General features: G+C 52.5%; 14 protein-coding genes and 3 pseudogenes. 10 read left to right on the top strand and 7 right to left on the bottom strand.

Going from position 1 to position 14,133, the window contains the following annotated elements:
• Position 1: 1 nt before the first annotated feature.
• Genes CPH65_RS09685 through CPH65_RS09670 form a run of 4 tightly spaced genes read right to left on the bottom strand, consistent with a single transcriptional unit; the run spans position 2 to position 2,719 of the window.
• On the bottom strand, positions 2 to 724 hold the full coding sequence (locus CPH65_RS09685) for a glycosyltransferase family 2 protein (protein ID WP_096173290.1): 723 nt from the start codon (positions 722 to 724) through the stop codon (positions 2 to 4).
• Positions 721 to 1,359 (bottom strand): HAD family phosphatase, encoded by a 639-nt coding sequence (locus CPH65_RS09680; RefSeq protein WP_096173289.1) that lies wholly within the window; start codon positions 1,357 to 1,359, stop codon positions 721 to 723. The genes CPH65_RS09685 and CPH65_RS09680 overlap by 4 nt, the downstream gene beginning before the upstream one ends.
• Positions 1,356 to 1,967 carry a phosphodiesterase gene (locus tag CPH65_RS09675; RefSeq protein WP_096171572.1) on the bottom strand — a complete coding sequence of 204 codons (612 nt, stop codon included), beginning with the start codon at positions 1,965 to 1,967 and terminating at the stop codon, positions 1,356 to 1,358. Before CPH65_RS09675 ends, CPH65_RS09680 begins: the two co-directional genes overlap by 4 nt.
• Entirely contained in the window at positions 1,964 to 2,719 is a 756-nt protein-coding gene (locus tag CPH65_RS09670; RefSeq protein ID WP_096173288.1) for a glycosyltransferase family 2 protein, read from the bottom strand. The genes CPH65_RS09675 and CPH65_RS09670 overlap by 4 nt, the downstream gene beginning before the upstream one ends.
• A 150-nt stretch (positions 2,720 to 2,869) precedes the next feature.
• Between CPH65_RS09670 and CPH65_RS09665 the strand changes: the two genes are divergently transcribed.
• Entirely contained in the window at positions 2,870 to 3,127 is a 258-nt protein-coding gene (locus CPH65_RS09665; protein WP_096173287.1) for a hypothetical protein, read from the top strand.
• A 14-nt stretch (positions 3,128 to 3,141) separates the two neighbouring features.
• On the opposite strand, the pseudogene CPH65_RS25010 reads toward CPH65_RS09665, so the two are convergent.
• Positions 3,142 to 3,349: pseudogene (locus CPH65_RS25010) on the bottom strand (recombinase family protein); the annotation flags it as partial.
• A 116-nt stretch (positions 3,350 to 3,465) separates the two neighbouring features.
• Between CPH65_RS25010 and rfbC the strand changes: the two are divergent.
• The 5 genes from rfbC to CPH65_RS09640 all read left to right on the top strand — a co-directional run bounded on the left by rfbC (position 3,466) and on the right by CPH65_RS09640 (position 7,853).
• On the top strand, positions 3,466 to 4,053 hold the full coding sequence (rfbC, locus tag CPH65_RS09660; protein WP_096173286.1) for a dTDP-4-dehydrorhamnose 3,5-epimerase: 588 nt from the start codon (positions 3,466 to 3,468) through the stop codon (positions 4,051 to 4,053).
• On the top strand, positions 4,053 to 5,108 hold the full coding sequence (gene rfbB / locus CPH65_RS09655) for a dTDP-glucose 4,6-dehydratase (RefSeq protein WP_096173285.1): 1,056 nt from the start codon (positions 4,053 to 4,055) through the stop codon (positions 5,106 to 5,108). Before rfbC ends, rfbB begins: the two co-directional genes overlap by 1 nt.
• Before the next feature lie 2 nt (positions 5,109 to 5,110).
• Positions 5,111 to 6,004, top strand: a complete 894-nt coding sequence (gene rfbD / locus CPH65_RS09650) for a dTDP-4-dehydrorhamnose reductase (RefSeq protein WP_096176136.1) — start codon at positions 5,111 to 5,113, stop codon at positions 6,002 to 6,004.
• Positions 6,001 to 6,867: a glucose-1-phosphate thymidylyltransferase RfbA gene (rfbA, locus tag CPH65_RS09645; RefSeq protein ID WP_096171574.1), complete on the top strand. Its 867-nt coding sequence runs from the start codon at positions 6,001 to 6,003 to the stop codon at positions 6,865 to 6,867. Before rfbD ends, rfbA begins: the two co-directional genes overlap by 4 nt.
• A 68-nt stretch (positions 6,868 to 6,935) precedes the next feature.
• Positions 6,936 to 7,853 carry a glycosyltransferase family 2 protein gene (locus tag CPH65_RS09640; RefSeq protein ID WP_096171575.1) on the top strand — a complete coding sequence of 306 codons (918 nt, stop codon included), beginning with the start codon at positions 6,936 to 6,938 and terminating at the stop codon, positions 7,851 to 7,853.
• Positions 7,854 to 8,014: 161 nt separating this feature from the next.
• Here CPH65_RS09640 and CPH65_RS09635 read toward each other — a convergent pair whose 3' ends face one another.
• Both CPH65_RS09635 and CPH65_RS25005 read right to left on the bottom strand, forming a co-directional pair.
• Positions 8,015 to 9,238: an IS256 family transposase gene (locus CPH65_RS09635; RefSeq protein WP_096171576.1), complete on the bottom strand. Its 1,224-nt coding sequence runs from the start codon at positions 9,236 to 9,238 to the stop codon at positions 8,015 to 8,017.
• 361 nt (positions 9,239 to 9,599) lie between these two features.
• The gene (locus tag CPH65_RS25005; protein ID WP_371359455.1) at positions 9,600 to 9,839 is read right to left on the bottom strand and encodes an integrase core domain-containing protein; all 240 of its coding nucleotides are present in this window, start codon (positions 9,837 to 9,839) and stop codon (positions 9,600 to 9,602) included.
• A gap of 174 nt (positions 9,840 to 10,013) precedes the next feature.
• On the opposite strand from CPH65_RS25005, the pseudogene CPH65_RS09625 reads away from it, so the two are divergent.
• The 4 genes and pseudogenes from CPH65_RS09625 to CPH65_RS09610 form a co-directional block, all read left to right on the top strand.
• Positions 10,014 to 10,435: pseudogene (locus CPH65_RS09625) on the top strand (IS5 family transposase); the annotation flags it as partial.
• Positions 10,428 to 10,724, top strand: a pseudogene (locus tag CPH65_RS09620) (acetyl-CoA C-acetyltransferase); the annotation flags it as partial. The pseudogenes CPH65_RS09625 and CPH65_RS09620, both read left to right, overlap by 8 nt.
• A gap of 98 nt (positions 10,725 to 10,822) precedes the next feature.
• A protein-coding gene (locus CPH65_RS09615; protein WP_096171592.1) for an IS630 family transposase occupies positions 10,823 to 11,889 on the top strand; the annotation gives its coding sequence in 2 pieces (ribosomal slippage) (positions 10,823 to 11,327 and positions 11,327 to 11,889; 1,068 coding nt in all).
• The gene (locus CPH65_RS09610; RefSeq protein ID WP_096173283.1) at positions 11,811 to 14,027 is read left to right on the top strand and encodes a methyl-accepting chemotaxis protein; all 2,217 of its coding nucleotides are present in this window, start codon (positions 11,811 to 11,813) and stop codon (positions 14,025 to 14,027) included. Before CPH65_RS09615 ends, CPH65_RS09610 begins: the two co-directional genes overlap by 79 nt.
• Positions 14,028 to 14,133: the final 106 nt, after the last annotated feature.

Raw genomic sequence — 14,133 nt, 5'->3', positions numbered from 1 at the left:
ACTAGGTATTGCTCCTCTGAGATACAGCTTCGTAGCGATCGATTTCCCGTTCGGATTTGAGGGGATGATATTTTTTAATATCCAAAACGGATGAGCCTACCTGCTTTTGCTCTAGTATGAATTCGTTGAACACGGGGCAAATATAGAATCCACCCTGAACGCTTGCCCCTTTACGAATCATATTTTTTGCGGCGTTTACGAAGTCATGCCCGTGTCGATACCAGTAAAAGCCAACGGTGGCGTTTTGGCTGATGGGGCGCTTTTCAGCAGCTTCCATGACAAAGCCGCTATCGTCCAGCTTCACATAGGAATATCGCGGGTGGACAGATTTGAAGGTCAGAACGCCTGCAGCAAGGGAGCGTTCTCGAAACCCACCAACAATGTCCGCGAAATTGACATCAATCAACTCATTTGCGTTTATGATCAGCAATTCCTTATCGTTGTCGATGAAGCCAGCGGCAAGTAAAGCAGTGCAAGCTGCACCGCTGGTCGGATTTTCAATTTTGACAACTACGCTTTTCGGTTCCAGCAATCTAACAACATTATCAAGGTGAAATTTTTCGACGTCCGTTTTGGGCATCGCCACAATTATTTTTTCAGCTTCCAGACCGGCGCAAGCACTAAGTTGTTTCGCGATTAGGGGCTCGCCATCAAACTCACTTAGGCAGAGGGGATATGAATCGTGGTCGGCGGCTTCTCCAGCCGCTAAAAGCAATACGTTCATAAGGATACAGCCTTCCCTTCAGCATGTTCTATAAAGTTGGTGATCCTGTCCAATGTAACGTCAGTGACTTCATGAACAACAAGGACATGCGCACCGGCCGCACGCGCAGCACGTATTCCATTCTCGTTGTCTTCGACGACCAAGCACTCTTCCGGCATGAGGTTCAACGCCTCGATAGCACTGGTGTAAATTGCGGGATTGGGTTTGCCTTCCGTGACATCCTCATTGGAGCGGATCACGTCAAGATATTGTTTCAGGCTAGCCTTTTCCATCATCAACTCAATTGTGCTTCGAATTGAATTACTGGCAAGACCAAGCTTGTAGCCTTTCGCCTTGAGTGTGGACAACGCGTATTCATGAACAAAGAGAGGGCGACAGCGTTGGTGAATGATCTCCGTTGTGTAAATCTGCTTCATTTCATTGATGAAGCTGTGCAAAGACCGCGGCAGGTTGCGTTCAGCGCTGAGCATCTCCAATTTCTTGCGCGTCGGCAATCCGTCATATGTTGTCAGATGATCAAAACGGCTTATTTCATATCCAAACAACAGAAGCGCTCGGTTAAGTGCTTCATAGTGCCAATCCTTGGCCTCGATTAGAACGCCATCCATATCGAAAATTATGGCTTTGATTCTCATGTGAAATACTCGCGCGCTTGTTCCGGAAAATCGGTGCAAAGGGTGATGTTTTTCCAATGGTTGAATTTGGCAAGTAGGCGCCATTGAGCGTGGTTTGAACGCCTGTGCAGATCTGCGGAAACTACACAAATTGGTTTGCCAAGCTTCAACAATTCCTCAAGCTCGGCTTCGCCGTACCATTCCGCTCCAAAACTATCTAGCCAAATGCCGGTTGCTTGGTCGAGATAAGCGGGTACTTTTTCGACCTCACTGAGGCGCGTATATACTGGCATTTCGAGACGAAAGTAATCCCGCATATCAGGGACGGCCATGTCGAAGACGAAATACTCCGTAATATTTGCTGCCTCCAGTTGTTCCTTCAGGAGCCCCGCCAATCCGTCGGCTTTGATGTTCAAAGCCAAGAGCAAGTGTTTGGGAGCCATCGCCAAAAGTGAGGGCAAGCTCATGTCATACGCAGTTGCTGGATCATGCGCGACCGCTAATTGGCCTTTGCGGTCACGAACGTCTGTTTCGGTGCCGAACTCCAGAGAGAAAGAACGGTTAAAGGCCACATCCCTGTTCTTTTCCAGAGGCTCTTTCCAATAACCGCGGTGGGAAATAATCTTCATTCTTGTACTGCAATTTTCTTTGAAAGAGGAAGTTCCAAAAACAAGTTCAAATCAGCCGGAATGCCAAGCCCATACATCCCATCGGCCTCAGACCCGATATTATAGACGCCGATTTTTTCCGACTTTGCGATCAGCAAATTATACGCAGGCGCGACATAAAATTCGCCGTTTACGCGCAGATCTGCTTCAATCATTTCCTCAGCGGCCGACACGAAGTCGCAGCCATGCTTGAAGTTGTAAATCCCAACGGTCGCTTCGTCGGAAATGACCTGTTTCTCGACGACACAGTTGACATTCCCTGCCGCATCGAAACCAACAAAAGACCACTTTGGATCGTCGGCCTTCATTGTCATTATCAAGCCGTCCAAATTCCCTTCCGCCATAGCGCCGACGTAATCGTCGATCTTGACATCGACATATTGGTCCGAATTGGCGATCATCAACGGATCGGCGTTATTGATGAAGCTTTTCGCCGCCAAGACCGTACAGGCCGCGCCTTCAGTTAAGCCCTTGACCGCAACAATCTCGCAGCCTGGTGCCCATTTTTCAAGTTTTGCAGCCAAGTCAAACTTTTCCAGGTGCTCCTGCTGACAGATGAACACAAAGCGATGTGGCGTGGTCGTGCGCAGGTTTTTGATGACCAGCTTGATCATTGGGACGCCTTGCACTTCGATAAGTGGTTTGGGCAGTTTGTACCCGGCTGCCGCGAACCGGCTTCCCGCGCCAGCCATTGGTATAACAATATTGAGCATCTTATCCCCCTATTTATTTGACAGCCAAATGCCGGACGTACTACTAGCATCTTTCAAAGACAATACAATATTTAGATGGGGTTTGGGTCGGTCGATTTTCGCTTTGTTCGAAAGTAAGGGAGTAGGATTGCCAATGCTAAGAAGGTTAGAATGTTTGCCGGAAGGGCTGAAGTGGCATTTAGAAAATTGACTTCAAGGCACGACTCGACTGGTCTGGCGGACGGTCAAACTGAGCTCTTGTTTTTAGGGTGGGAGGCTCTGGGGCAGAACCACCAAGAAGAGGCACTTGATAAATTTAATCGGTGCATTTCTGTCGATCCGGACAATCTCAGTGCTTACATCGGCATTTTGGAAGGTCTGCACGCGCTGAAGAAATTTCAAAATGTGAAAGATGTTTTGAAGCGATAGAGTTGGATAGTACCTTATAAGGGGTCAGAACAAGATTTATTTCCGCGAACCCGCATGATGGTCTGCCTACTAGTGGCAAATAGTGACAAATTTCCTGGCGATTGCCGAAGCACTCATGCCCTTTGCGAGCTCGTCTCGCACATCCTGCTTCTATTTTTTGCTGAGCGTTGCGGGGACACCGAGGGTTTTGCCTTCCGATTTTGCGCGTTTCAGGTCGGATTGCCTGATGATAGTGGCGAGTAAAATGAAGCAATATAATTAATCTATTTGTCACACCGGAATTTTCGGTTATCACAAAGACACAATATGCAAAATTTACATGTTCCAATTGTTAAGCGATGAGAGGTCACTCTTTGCACGTCACGCCTACCAAAATTCCGGGCCTCGTTTCTATTTCGCCGGTGCACCATGGCGATCACCGAGGGTATTTCTGCGAGGTCTTCAAGGATGGCTGGTTTCGGGAGAATGTTGCCGATGTAACTTTCGTGCAGGACAATGAATCGCTGTCCGCCGATGTCGGCACGATGCGGGGGCTGCATTTTCAGCTTGATCCGTTTGCGCAAGGCAAGCTGGTGCGCTGCATCAAGGGCGCGCTTTTCGATGTCGCGGTTGATATCCGGCATGGCTCGCCAACGTTTGGTCAGTGGGTTGGCGTTGAGCTTTCGGCGGAAAACGGCCAGCAATTATGGGTCCCGCCCGGCATGGCGCACGGTTTCATGACGCTTAAACCCGACACGATGATCGCTTATAAGGTCACGGCACCATATAGCGCGGAAAACGATCGCGGACTGCGCTGGAACGATCCGGCGATCGGCATATCCTGGCCGCAAAGCGTTGATTGCATTCTTTCTGACAAGGACAAAAAGCAGCCGATGCTCGCCGATATGCCAGCCTATTTCCACTGTCACGCGCGGGAGGCGAATTAATGCGGGTTCTCATCACTGGCGGGGCGGGATTTATCGGCTCGGCACTCGTGCGTTACCTCGTCAGCGATATCGGAGCTGAGGTTCTCAATGTCGACAAGCTCACCTATGCGGGCAATCTCGCCTCGCTGAAGCCGATCGCGGAGCGTCCAAACTATCGCTTTCTACAGGCAGATATTTGCGACGAATCAGCGATTGCCGAAGCTTTTGAAAGCTTCCAGCCGGATTATGTCATGCATCTGGCAGCGGAAAGCCATGTCGACCGCTCAATCACCGGGGCTGCCGATTTCGTGCAAACCAATGTGAACGGCACGTTCAACATGCTGGAGGCAGGCCGCAAATACTGGAACAGCCTTAAGGATGACAAGAAGGCGGCCTTCCGCATGCTACATGTGTCGACCGACGAGGTTTACGGCTCGCTTGGCGAAGAGGGGCTATTTGAAGAAACAACGCCTTACGATCCCTCATCGCCTTATTCGGCATCCAAGGCGGCAAGCGACCATCTGGTCTCTGCATGGCAGCGAACTTACGGTTTCCCGGCGGTAATCTCCAATTGCTCGAACAATTACGGGCCCTTCCATTTCCCCGAAAAGCTCATCCCGCTCATCATTCTGAATGCACTGGAAGGCAAACCGCTGCCCGTTTATGGCAATGGCGCGAATATTCGCGACTGGCTTTACGTGGAGGATCATGCGCGCGCCCTTTGGCTTGTTACGAGAAAAGGGCGTCCCGGCGAGAAATACAATGTCGGCGGGCGCAATGAGCGGCGCAATATCGATGTCGTCACCCGCGTTTGCGAGATCATGGATCAACTGCGCCCCTCCAGCAAACCACATAGCCAGCTTATAACTTACGTCATCGACCGGCCCGGCCACGATGCGCGCTATGCCATCGACGCCACCAAACTCGAAACCGAGCTTGGCTGGAATGCCGAAGAGACCTTCGACACCGGCATTGCCAAGACGGTCGAGTGGTATCTCGACAATGACTGGTGGTGGGAGCCGCTGCGCAAGGGTGTTTATTCCGGCAAGCGGCTTGGCATGTTGAAGAAGGCATGACCATGCGACTTGCGGTGACGGGCAAAAATGGACAGGTGAGCCAGGCTTTGCAGGGGCTGAACCTTGACGATCTCGAAGTGGTTGCCATCGGGCGGCCCGAGATGGATCTGACGGATGCAGAAAGCGTGCGGGCAGCTATTGATGCGGCAAAGGCCGATACGGTGGTTTCGGCGGCAGCCTATACTGCGGTGGATGCGGCGGAAAGCGAGCCCGATCTGGCCTTTGCCAACAACCGCGATGGGGCTGGTGCTGTGGCTGCGGCCGCAGCAAGCCTGAATATCCCGGTGCTTCACCTTTCGACCGATTATGTCTTCGATGGCACGCTTAACCGCGCCTATATCGAAAGCGATCCAACCGGGCCTGCCACCATTTACGGCCGCTCGAAACTGGACGGCGAAGAGGCCGTGGCGCGGGCAACGGACAATCATGCAATCTTTCGAACCGCCTGGGTCTATTCGCCCTATGGCAAGAATTTCGTGAAGACCATGCTACGGCTTGCAGAAACGCGCGACAGCGTGGGCGTGGTTGGCGATCAGTTCGGCTGCCCCACCTCCGCGCGGGATATTGCAGAAGCGCTGGTTTCCGCCGCGCGGCAGATGCTTGCCAATTCATCGCAAGGATTGCGCGGCATATTCCATATGAGCGGCCATGGTGAGACGAGCTGGGCCGACTTTGCAGCGGAAATCTTCGACGCGCTTTACGATGAGACGGGCAAGCGCGTGATGGTGACGGCGATCACCACCGCGGATTATCCGACCCCTGCCAAGCGGCCTGCCAATTCGCGGCTTGATTGCGGAAAGCTTGAGGCGGAATTCGGTATCCGCATGCCAAACTGGCAGGCATCGACGCGCGAGGTTGTTCGCGCGCTGATCAGCGACACTGGAGGAGCATCATGAAGGGCATCATTCTCGCAGGCGGTAGTGGCACGCGCCTCCACCCGATGACGCTTGTGATCAGCAAGCAGATCATCCCGATTTATGACAAGCCGATGATCTATTACCCGCTTAGCGTTTTGATGCTGGCGGATATCCGCGAAATCCTGATCATTTCCACGCCGCATGATATGCCGCTCTTCCAGAAGCTTCTGGGAGACGGCGCGCAATGGGGGCTTTCGCTCACCTATGCCGAACAGCCAAGCCCGGACGGTCTAGCGCAAGCCTATATGATCGGGGCGGATTTCGTGGGGGGCTCGCCCTCCTGCCTGATCCTTGGTGACAACATTTATTACGGCCACGGCCTGCCCGAGCTTCTCGATGACGCAAAGGCAATCACCGATGGCGCGACCGTCTTTGCTTATCGCGTCCACGATCCAGAGCGTTACGGCGTCGTCGATTTCGATACCAGTATGAAGGCGATTTCGATTGAGGAAAAACCCGCTAGGCCGAAATCCAACTGGGCCGTTACCGGACTTTATTTCTACGACAGCGCGGTCGTCGATATCGTCGCCGACCTGAAGCCATCGAAGCGCGGCGAATATGAAATCACCGACGTCAACCAGATCTATCTCGACCGCGGCAAGCTGAACGTCTCCATCATGGGGCGCGGCTATGCATGGCTGGATACGGGCACGCCGGAAAGCCTTCTCGAAGCCGGCCTGTTCGTCCGCACGCTTGAAAAACGACAGGGTTTCAAGATCGCCTGCCCGGAAGAAATCGCCTTCACCAAGGGCTTTATTAACGCTGACGATCTAGCCAAACTCGCCGAAAATGCAGGCAGGGGCGATTATGGTACTTATTTGCGGATGCTAATCACTCAGTAGAATTTTAATGTTGGTTCGAATTCTGGATAACAACTCGAAAATATTGTTTCATCTGATATCGTAAAAATATGCGTTTTTTGATCCTTTTAGCCACCTACAATGGGCTCGAGTTTTTAGATGAACAACTCGAAAGCATTCTTGATCAAAATGTGGATAATATTGACCTTCTGATTTCGGATGATGGCTCCACAGATGGGACGTGGGTACACCTAGAAAAATGGGCTTCGAGGTGGAGCAAGGGACACGTAAAAATCATTGAAGGTCCAAAGCTAGGATTTGCGGAAAATTTTAGGCGTTTGCTGCTTTGTGCTCCTGATGGTTACGATTATTATGCCTTCTCTGATCAAGATGATGTCTGGTTACCTAACAAGCTGTTGCAAGCTCAAGAGAAAATTGCTTTGATGGGGTCTGGAAAGATTTGCCTTTATGGAGGACGTACTAGAATAGTTGATTCAAAGGGAATACCGTATGGTCAGTCGCCTTTGATGAGCAATAAGCCGTGTTTTGGCAATGCTTTAGTTCAATCTATCGTGGGTGGGAACACCATGGTGTTCAATTTTCCGACATTAGCTCTCTTGCAAAAAGTTAGTGCCGACTCAAGAATTGTATCTCATGATTGGTGGGCATATATCTGGGTTTCTGGAGCAGGTGGCAACGTATTTTACGATAAAGAAGTTTTTGTGGAATATCGCCAACATGAAGCAAATTTGGTTGGTAACAACTCCGGATTGAGTGAAAATATAATACGTTTTAAGATGCTACTTAATGGTCGCTTCAAAACTTGGACCGATCTTCACCTGAGCGCACTTCAGAAGAATTCTTGTTACCTTACAGTTGAAAATGCCGCCAAACTTGATCGCTTTGTTCGTGCTCGCGAAGGGGGAAGTGTCGGGTTCGCATTAGAATTGATGCGTAGAGGATTTAGGCGCCAGACACTGATTTCCTCTATTGCGCTATATGCTGCAGCCCTTTTTAGGAGAATATAATTCTTTAGGTTGAACTGCGCTGGGTTTACCTGAGGCTGTTTAATTTAGGTGTTCGGTCCCGGGATTTGATGGATCGGATTCATTTTGAATCTTTCCGGATCCTCTGTCCACTTTTTGAAGATAAATGGGACTATGCAGAATTTTGTGCCCTGGCGCTTTGATTACGCCATTTGGAAACGATCTTCGAACATTATTGCGAACTGGCTTTTCACTGAGTGCCATTCGCGCACGGAGCGTTTCCATTCCACAGAAGTAGCATTCAGGGCGAGATAAATCAATTTCGCAGCTGCCTCGTCACTGGGGAAATGCCCGCGGGAGCGAACGGCCCGGCGGATTTTCGAGTTCAGTGCTTCAATGGCGTTCGTGGTGTAGATCAGCCTGCGCACTTGGGGCGGATAGTCAAGGAACGGGATCACCTCGTTCCAAGTCCGGCGCCAACTCGGCGCGATTGCCGGGTATTTGGCGGCAAGGTCGCTGTTTTCGAACTCCGCCAGCGCAGTCTCCGCGGCTGCTGCGTCCACAGCGGTGTAGACAGCCTTAAGAGCCGCTGCGACGGCCTTGCGATCCTTGTAGCTGGCAAAGCTCATGGAATGGCGCAGCAGATGCACGATACAGGTCTGGACCTGGGTCTGAGGAAAGGCTGCCTCGATGGCCTGGGGGAAGCCCTTCAGACCGTCCACGACGGCGATGAGAATGTCCTGAACGCCACGGTTGCGCAGATCGCTGAGAACTTTAGCCCAGAACTTGGCACCCTCATTGGCCTGGAACCAAAGCCCCAGAACGTCGCGGGTGCCGTCCGGGAGAACAGCCAGGGCCACAAAAACCGCCTTGTTCAGAACCACGCCGTCGGTGCGGATCTTGACCCGGATCGCGTCCATGAACACAATCGGATAACACGGTTCCAGCGGGCGGTTCTGCCAGGCGGTCACTTCCTCCATCACGGCATCGGTGATCGCCGAAATCAGGCTCGGGGACGCCTCTATACCATAGATATCCTCGATATGCCCCTGGATCTCGCGGGTCGTCATCCCGCGCGCGTACATGCTGATGATCTTGGTGTCGAACTCGGGAAAGCGGCGCTGATACTTGGCGATCAGCAGAGGATCAAAGCTGCCGTTGCGGTCACGGGGAATGTCGAGAATGACCTTCCCGCTGTCGGTGGTCACCGTCTTCTGGCTGCGGCCATTGCGACGATTTGGCGCCTGGTTCGCGCCTTCAGGCGGCGCATCGGCGCGTTCTTCGGTCAGATGCTCGTCCAGTTCGGCGCTCAGGGCTCGTTCGGCCAGCGCCTTGGTCAGTTCTTGCAGAATCCCGTCCTCTCCGAACAGATCGCCCGCTTTGCGGCCTTCCATCAGATGATCCAAAAGGGCTTTGTCGATGCTCATACGTGGGTCTCCTCATATTAGAGTTACCACGCCAGGGCACAAAATTCTCCATAGTCCCAGATAAATTCGTATGGGATCAACCACCTAAAGTCCTTAAATCACAAACAAAACAAAAAAACAAACAACTTTTATGCATTTACAGCCTAAGACCACCTCACAAGCTTCGCAGCTTCGCAGCTTCGCTCACCTCGCCGACGCCACTGAGGGCGTCAATGGCATCACCCCAACAAAAAGCCGCTGCTTGAAAAATCTTCAAACACCAGACTCGACATAAGCTCCACCGCCTCGACTTCGAACTGCCTGTTCAAGCGGTTGTCGACCACAAGGGACGGCTGTATTGACCCATCGGAATCTGCACAGTTTATGCTGCTAATTTGAATGCCTCAGCGGGTGTCCGCATGGCGAGTGCTTGGTGCGGGCGGTAATTATTGTAAAAGGCAATCCAATCGCTTATAACCCGATTTGCATGTTTAATGGTTTCGAAGCGGTGTCTGTGAAAGCATTGTTCTTTCATTGTTCTGATAACACGTTCGACCATTCCATTCTGTTGCGGGTAATGCGGAGTTATGAACTCCTGTTTGAGACCATAACTTCGAACCATGGCTGTGAAGTGCCTGCTGGTAAAAACCAATCCATTGTCAGAGCGGAGCTGGAATTCCCGATCGACACGACCAAGTGTTCCAAATCGACTGATCAGAGCATGCTCTAGGATCTGTTGACAAACTGGTTTCCCAAATCAGCTGAGATATGATTCAAGATAGCTTTCAAGGAGGCTATGTTGGCGCGATTGACTATGAGCGATGCGGAATGGGCATTTTTCGAACCTTTCATGCACTCGATTCGTGGTCGTGCGGTCGCCCGGCGGGAGATCATCGCTTGGTTCTTGACGGGGTCTTCTGGATTGCTCGTACTGGAGCACAGTGGCGTGACTTGCCTGAGGAGTTCGGCAAATGGTCGTCGGTCTATCGCCAATTCCGACGCTGGACTTTGGCGGGTCTCTGGGAAATGGTTCTTGAGGCGCTGAACGAGAGTGGCGCCGCACCAAATCAGGTTCAAATGATCGACAGCACCGTCATCCGCGCCCATCATCCACTGCCCGGCAGGGCATTGCGTTAGCAATGTCCCGAGAGAGGGGGCAGCGGGCGCAAAACGGGGACTCCAAAAGAAGGTTTTGGCCGTTCAAAAGGTGGCCTCACGCAAGGCGCTGGAACGCGCTGGTTGGTCAATCGATGATCTCGATCTGGTCGAAGCGAACGAAGCCTTTGCCGCTCAAGCCATTGCGGTCAACAAGGAACTGGCATGGGACACCGACAAGGTGAATGTCAATGGCGGTGCCATCGCCCTTGGCCACCCGATTGGTGCCTCAGGCGCTCGCATTCTGGTGACCTTGCTGCATGAAATGCGTCGCCGCGACGCCAAGAAGGGCCTTGCCACCCTTTGCATCGGCGGCGGCATGGGCATTGCTCTTTGCATTGAACGCGCCTAGCGATATTGGCCAGTAATACCAAGGGCGTGAAGTTCTGACTCTTTAGGGATTCCATTTTTAGCACTGGCGTGATTCAACATGGCAAAGGAGATTTTGCCATGTCTGCCGCTTTGATTCTTAGCGATGCTTTTGACGCCGATAGTTTGCGCCGTCTTGCCAAAGGATGCCGCAATGCCAAACAGAGCCGCCGCCTACTGGCCATTGCGGCTGTCTATGACGGCATGAACCGTGCTGATGCCGCCAAAGTCGGCGGTATGGACCGCCAGACTTTGCGAGATTGGGTTCTTCGCTTCAATGAGCAAGGCACCGATGGTCTTGTCGACATCAAAGCAACCGGCGCTCCCATGCGCTTGAGCCCAGAACAGCTCGAAGAGTTTGTTGCTATCGTTGAAACCGGTCCTGATCCTGAGAAGGACGGCGTCTCTGTCTGGCGTAGCCAGGATCTGGTGCGTGTGATCCAAGAGCGGTTTGGGGTCTCCTACAAGGAACGTGGAGTACGGGATCTTTTGCGCCGCATGGGGTATGTGCGCATATCTGGTCGACCTCAACATCCAGAACAAAAGCCTGAAGTCATTGATGCTTTCAAAAAAACTTCTCCGCAACGTTGGCAGCGCATGTAGGCCATTTGCCAAAGAACAAGCCCATCGAGATTTGGTGGCAAGATGAGGCTAGGCTTGGTCAGAAGAATGGACTGGCCCGACTATGGGCAAAAAAGGGAACCAGACCACGTCTGCCAGCCGATCAGCGATATAAAAATGCCTATCTGTTCGGTGCAATATGTCCAGCGCGTGGCGTTGGCGCGGGATTGATGATGCCTTTTGCAAATACACAGGCCATGCAAATGCACCTCGAAGAAGTCTCAAGGACAGTGGCGCGCGGCGCTCATGCCGTGGTGCTGATGGATCGTGCCGGATGGCATACGACAAGCAGACTCAACGTGCCCAAGAATATCACCATCCTCCTGTTGCCTTCCAAATCACCGGAACTGAACCCAGTTGAGAATATTTGGCAGTATCTGCGCGGTACCTTCCTGTCCAATCGGGTCTTCGAAGACTATGCCGCCATTCTTGATGCTGGTTGCCAAGCATGGAAGAGCCTCTCCGCCAACCCAACCATCATCCATTCAATAGGTATGAGAAAATGGGCTCAAGAAGGTCAGAATTAAATGCCGTTGGTATTACTGTGGTTTCATTGGTGGTAACTTCACTGTTCTTCTCTCGTGACACGAACGAGTATATCGGGAAAACCGCCACAAGCATCATCGACAGTCAAATCAAAGAACGCCTATTGAATGAAGCCAGCCTTCAAGCGGGTGCCATCAAGTCAAGGCTGAGCGTAGGGATCGAGACCGCACGCAACATGGCGACGACGTTTTCGGAACTCGCATCGACGAGCGATGGCTTGCCTGCCGAGATCCGGCGCGAGAAATTCAATGGTATCCTGCGTCATACCGTCGAGCAAAACAGCACGATCAACGGCACATACTCGGCCTGGGAACCCAACGCTCTTGATGGCGATGACGCGACCTACCAGAACCGCACCGACATCGGCTCCGATGACACGGGTCGTTTCCTTCCTTACTGGACCAGAGATGCATCAGGCAAAGCGGTGGTGCAGGCCCTTGTGGAGTACGAAGAGACCACAATGGCTTCATACGGTTTGCAAAAGGGAGCGTGGTATCTTGATCCGCGCTCAACCGGCAAAGAACGTGTTATCGGCCCACTGACCTATCTCGATCAAGGAAAGTTGGTTTCCCTTGCTACTTTCTCCGTTCCCGTCATGATTGATGGCAAGTTTCGCGGTATTACCGGCGCCAATTTCAATCTGAACTTCGTGCAAAAACTCGTCACGAACGTTGATGCCGACCTGTTTGAGGGTCAGGGAAGCGTGAGCATCATCAACGACAACGGACTGATCGTTGCCTATAGTGAAGATGCCAATCTCATTGGCAAAAAGGTCGCCGAAGCCGGAACAAGCTGGTCGCAGCGCATCGATTCAATGGACCAGGATAAGTCCACTGTCATTGACGATGGCAAGTTCGAAGCAGTCGACATCTTTGCCCCTATCGTCCTTAGTGAAGATAACACGCCGTGGACAGTTGCGATCTCGGTGCCCAAGGCAGTGGCGCTCGCAAATGTCAATCAATTGGAGAGCAAGCTCACTGAGCGCGCCCACTCAGCGACCATGTGGATGATCATTCTGGGCATCACCGTAGGCGTGGCTGCAACTTTCGTCATGGTTCTTGCTGCACGCGGCATCGCAAAGCCGATTGTCAACATTACCAGCTCCATGAAGAAGCTGGCCGGGCATGATACGTCGGCCGAGATACCCTACCAGGAAAGAACCGACGAAGTCGGCGACATGGCTGTGGCCGTACAAGTCTTTAAAGACAATATGATCAAGGCCGATGAGCTGAGCCTTGGAGCTGCCGAGGAAACAAGGCGTAGGGAAGAACGGGCACAGCGCATCGCGACGTTGACGCAACGTTTTGATGTCGATGCCAGTGAATTGCTGGCCGCCACTTCCACGACTTCGAAAGAAATGGAAAGCACGGCAGATGCAGTCACAGGCATTGCCAACGACACCAATCAAAGGGCCTCCTCGGTTGCGAGCGCCGCAGAACAGGCTGCGGCAAACGTACAAACAGTCGCCAGCGCGACGGAAGAACTGACGAGCTCCATTGCGGAAATCAGCAGGCAGGTAACCCAGTCATCCCAGATAGCGGGGGGTGCCGTGTCTCAGGCTGAACAGACGGATCGGCAGATCCAGGGTCTTGCGACCGCCTCCCAGAAGATCGGCGATGTGGTTAATCTGATTTCTGCCATTGCCGAGCAAACCAATCTTTTGGCCCTCAATGCGACGATCGAAGCCGCCCGCGCTGGCGATGCTGGCAAGGGATTTGCGGTTGTCGCCAGCGAAGTGAAGGAGCTCGCAAGCCAAACCACCAAGGCAACAGAGGAAATCAGCCAGCAGATCAGCACCGTTCAGCTTGAAACCGATGAGGCGGTGAGAGCAATCCAAGAGATTGGAACAACGATCGGCGATATGAATGCGATCGCTTCGAGTATTGCTTCTGCCGTTGAACAGCAATCTTCGGCCACTGGAGAAATTGCCCAAAATGTAGAACAGGCCGCCCGCGGCACTCAGGAAGTGACTGAAAACATTCGATTCGTGTCGCAGTCAGCAGGCGAAACAGGAACAGCGGCAAGCCAGGTTACAAGCACCGCCGGAGAGCTGAGCAACAAGTCAGAGCAGCTCAGAGCTCAAGTTGAGAGGTTTCTTGCGGAAGTTCGGGCAGCCTAAGGCCAAGGCCGCAAGCTGACGAACAAATCGAGTTGCTTTTCTGCCCGCATGGCCCCGCCATGCGGGCAGCTTTGCATCATGCTCCAGCCAATCGCGCACTGTGACT

Source organism: Cohaesibacter sp. ES.047, from assembly GCF_900215505.1.
Taxonomy (GTDB): Bacteria; Pseudomonadota; Alphaproteobacteria; order Rhizobiales; family Cohaesibacteraceae; genus Cohaesibacter.
Note: the sequence above shows the minus strand (reverse complement) of the source record. Positions and strands in the feature narration are given on the sequence as shown.

What these genes read in the sequence shown, in the direction of transcription:
- CPH65_RS09685 (WP_096173290.1), bottom strand. Translation starts at nt 724, where the DNA reads ATGAACGTATTGCTTTTAGCGGCTGGAGAAGCCGCCGACCACGATTCA.
- CPH65_RS09680 (WP_096173289.1), bottom strand. Translation starts at nt 1,359, where the DNA reads ATGAGAATCAAAGCCATAATTTTCGATATGGATGGCGTTCTAATCGAG.
- CPH65_RS09675 (WP_096171572.1), bottom strand. Translation starts at nt 1,967, where the DNA reads ATGAAGATTATTTCCCACCGCGGTTATTGGAAAGAGCCTCTGGAAAAG.
- CPH65_RS09670 (WP_096173288.1), bottom strand. Translation starts at nt 2,719, where the DNA reads ATGCTCAATATTGTTATACCAATGGCTGGCGCGGGAAGCCGGTTCGCG.
- CPH65_RS09665 (WP_096173287.1), top strand. Translation starts at nt 2,870, where the DNA reads ATGTTTGCCGGAAGGGCTGAAGTGGCATTTAGAAAATTGACTTCAAGG.
- rfbC (WP_096173286.1), top strand. Translation starts at nt 3,466, where the DNA reads ATGAGAGGTCACTCTTTGCACGTCACGCCTACCAAAATTCCGGGCCTC.
- rfbB (WP_096173285.1), top strand. Translation starts at nt 4,053, where the DNA reads ATGCGGGTTCTCATCACTGGCGGGGCGGGATTTATCGGCTCGGCACTC.
- rfbD (WP_096176136.1), top strand. Translation starts at nt 5,111, where the DNA reads ATGCGACTTGCGGTGACGGGCAAAAATGGACAGGTGAGCCAGGCTTTG.
- rfbA (WP_096171574.1), top strand. Translation starts at nt 6,001, where the DNA reads ATGAAGGGCATCATTCTCGCAGGCGGTAGTGGCACGCGCCTCCACCCG.
- CPH65_RS09640 (WP_096171575.1), top strand. Translation starts at nt 6,936, where the DNA reads ATGCGTTTTTTGATCCTTTTAGCCACCTACAATGGGCTCGAGTTTTTA.
- CPH65_RS09635 (WP_096171576.1), bottom strand. Translation starts at nt 9,238, where the DNA reads ATGAGCATCGACAAAGCCCTTTTGGATCATCTGATGGAAGGCCGCAAA.
- CPH65_RS25005 (WP_371359455.1), bottom strand. Translation starts at nt 9,839, where the DNA reads ATGGTTCGAAGTTATGGTCTCAAACAGGAGTTCATAACTCCGCATTAC.
- CPH65_RS09610 (WP_096173283.1), top strand. Translation starts at nt 11,811, where the DNA reads ATGGAAGAGCCTCTCCGCCAACCCAACCATCATCCATTCAATAGGTAT.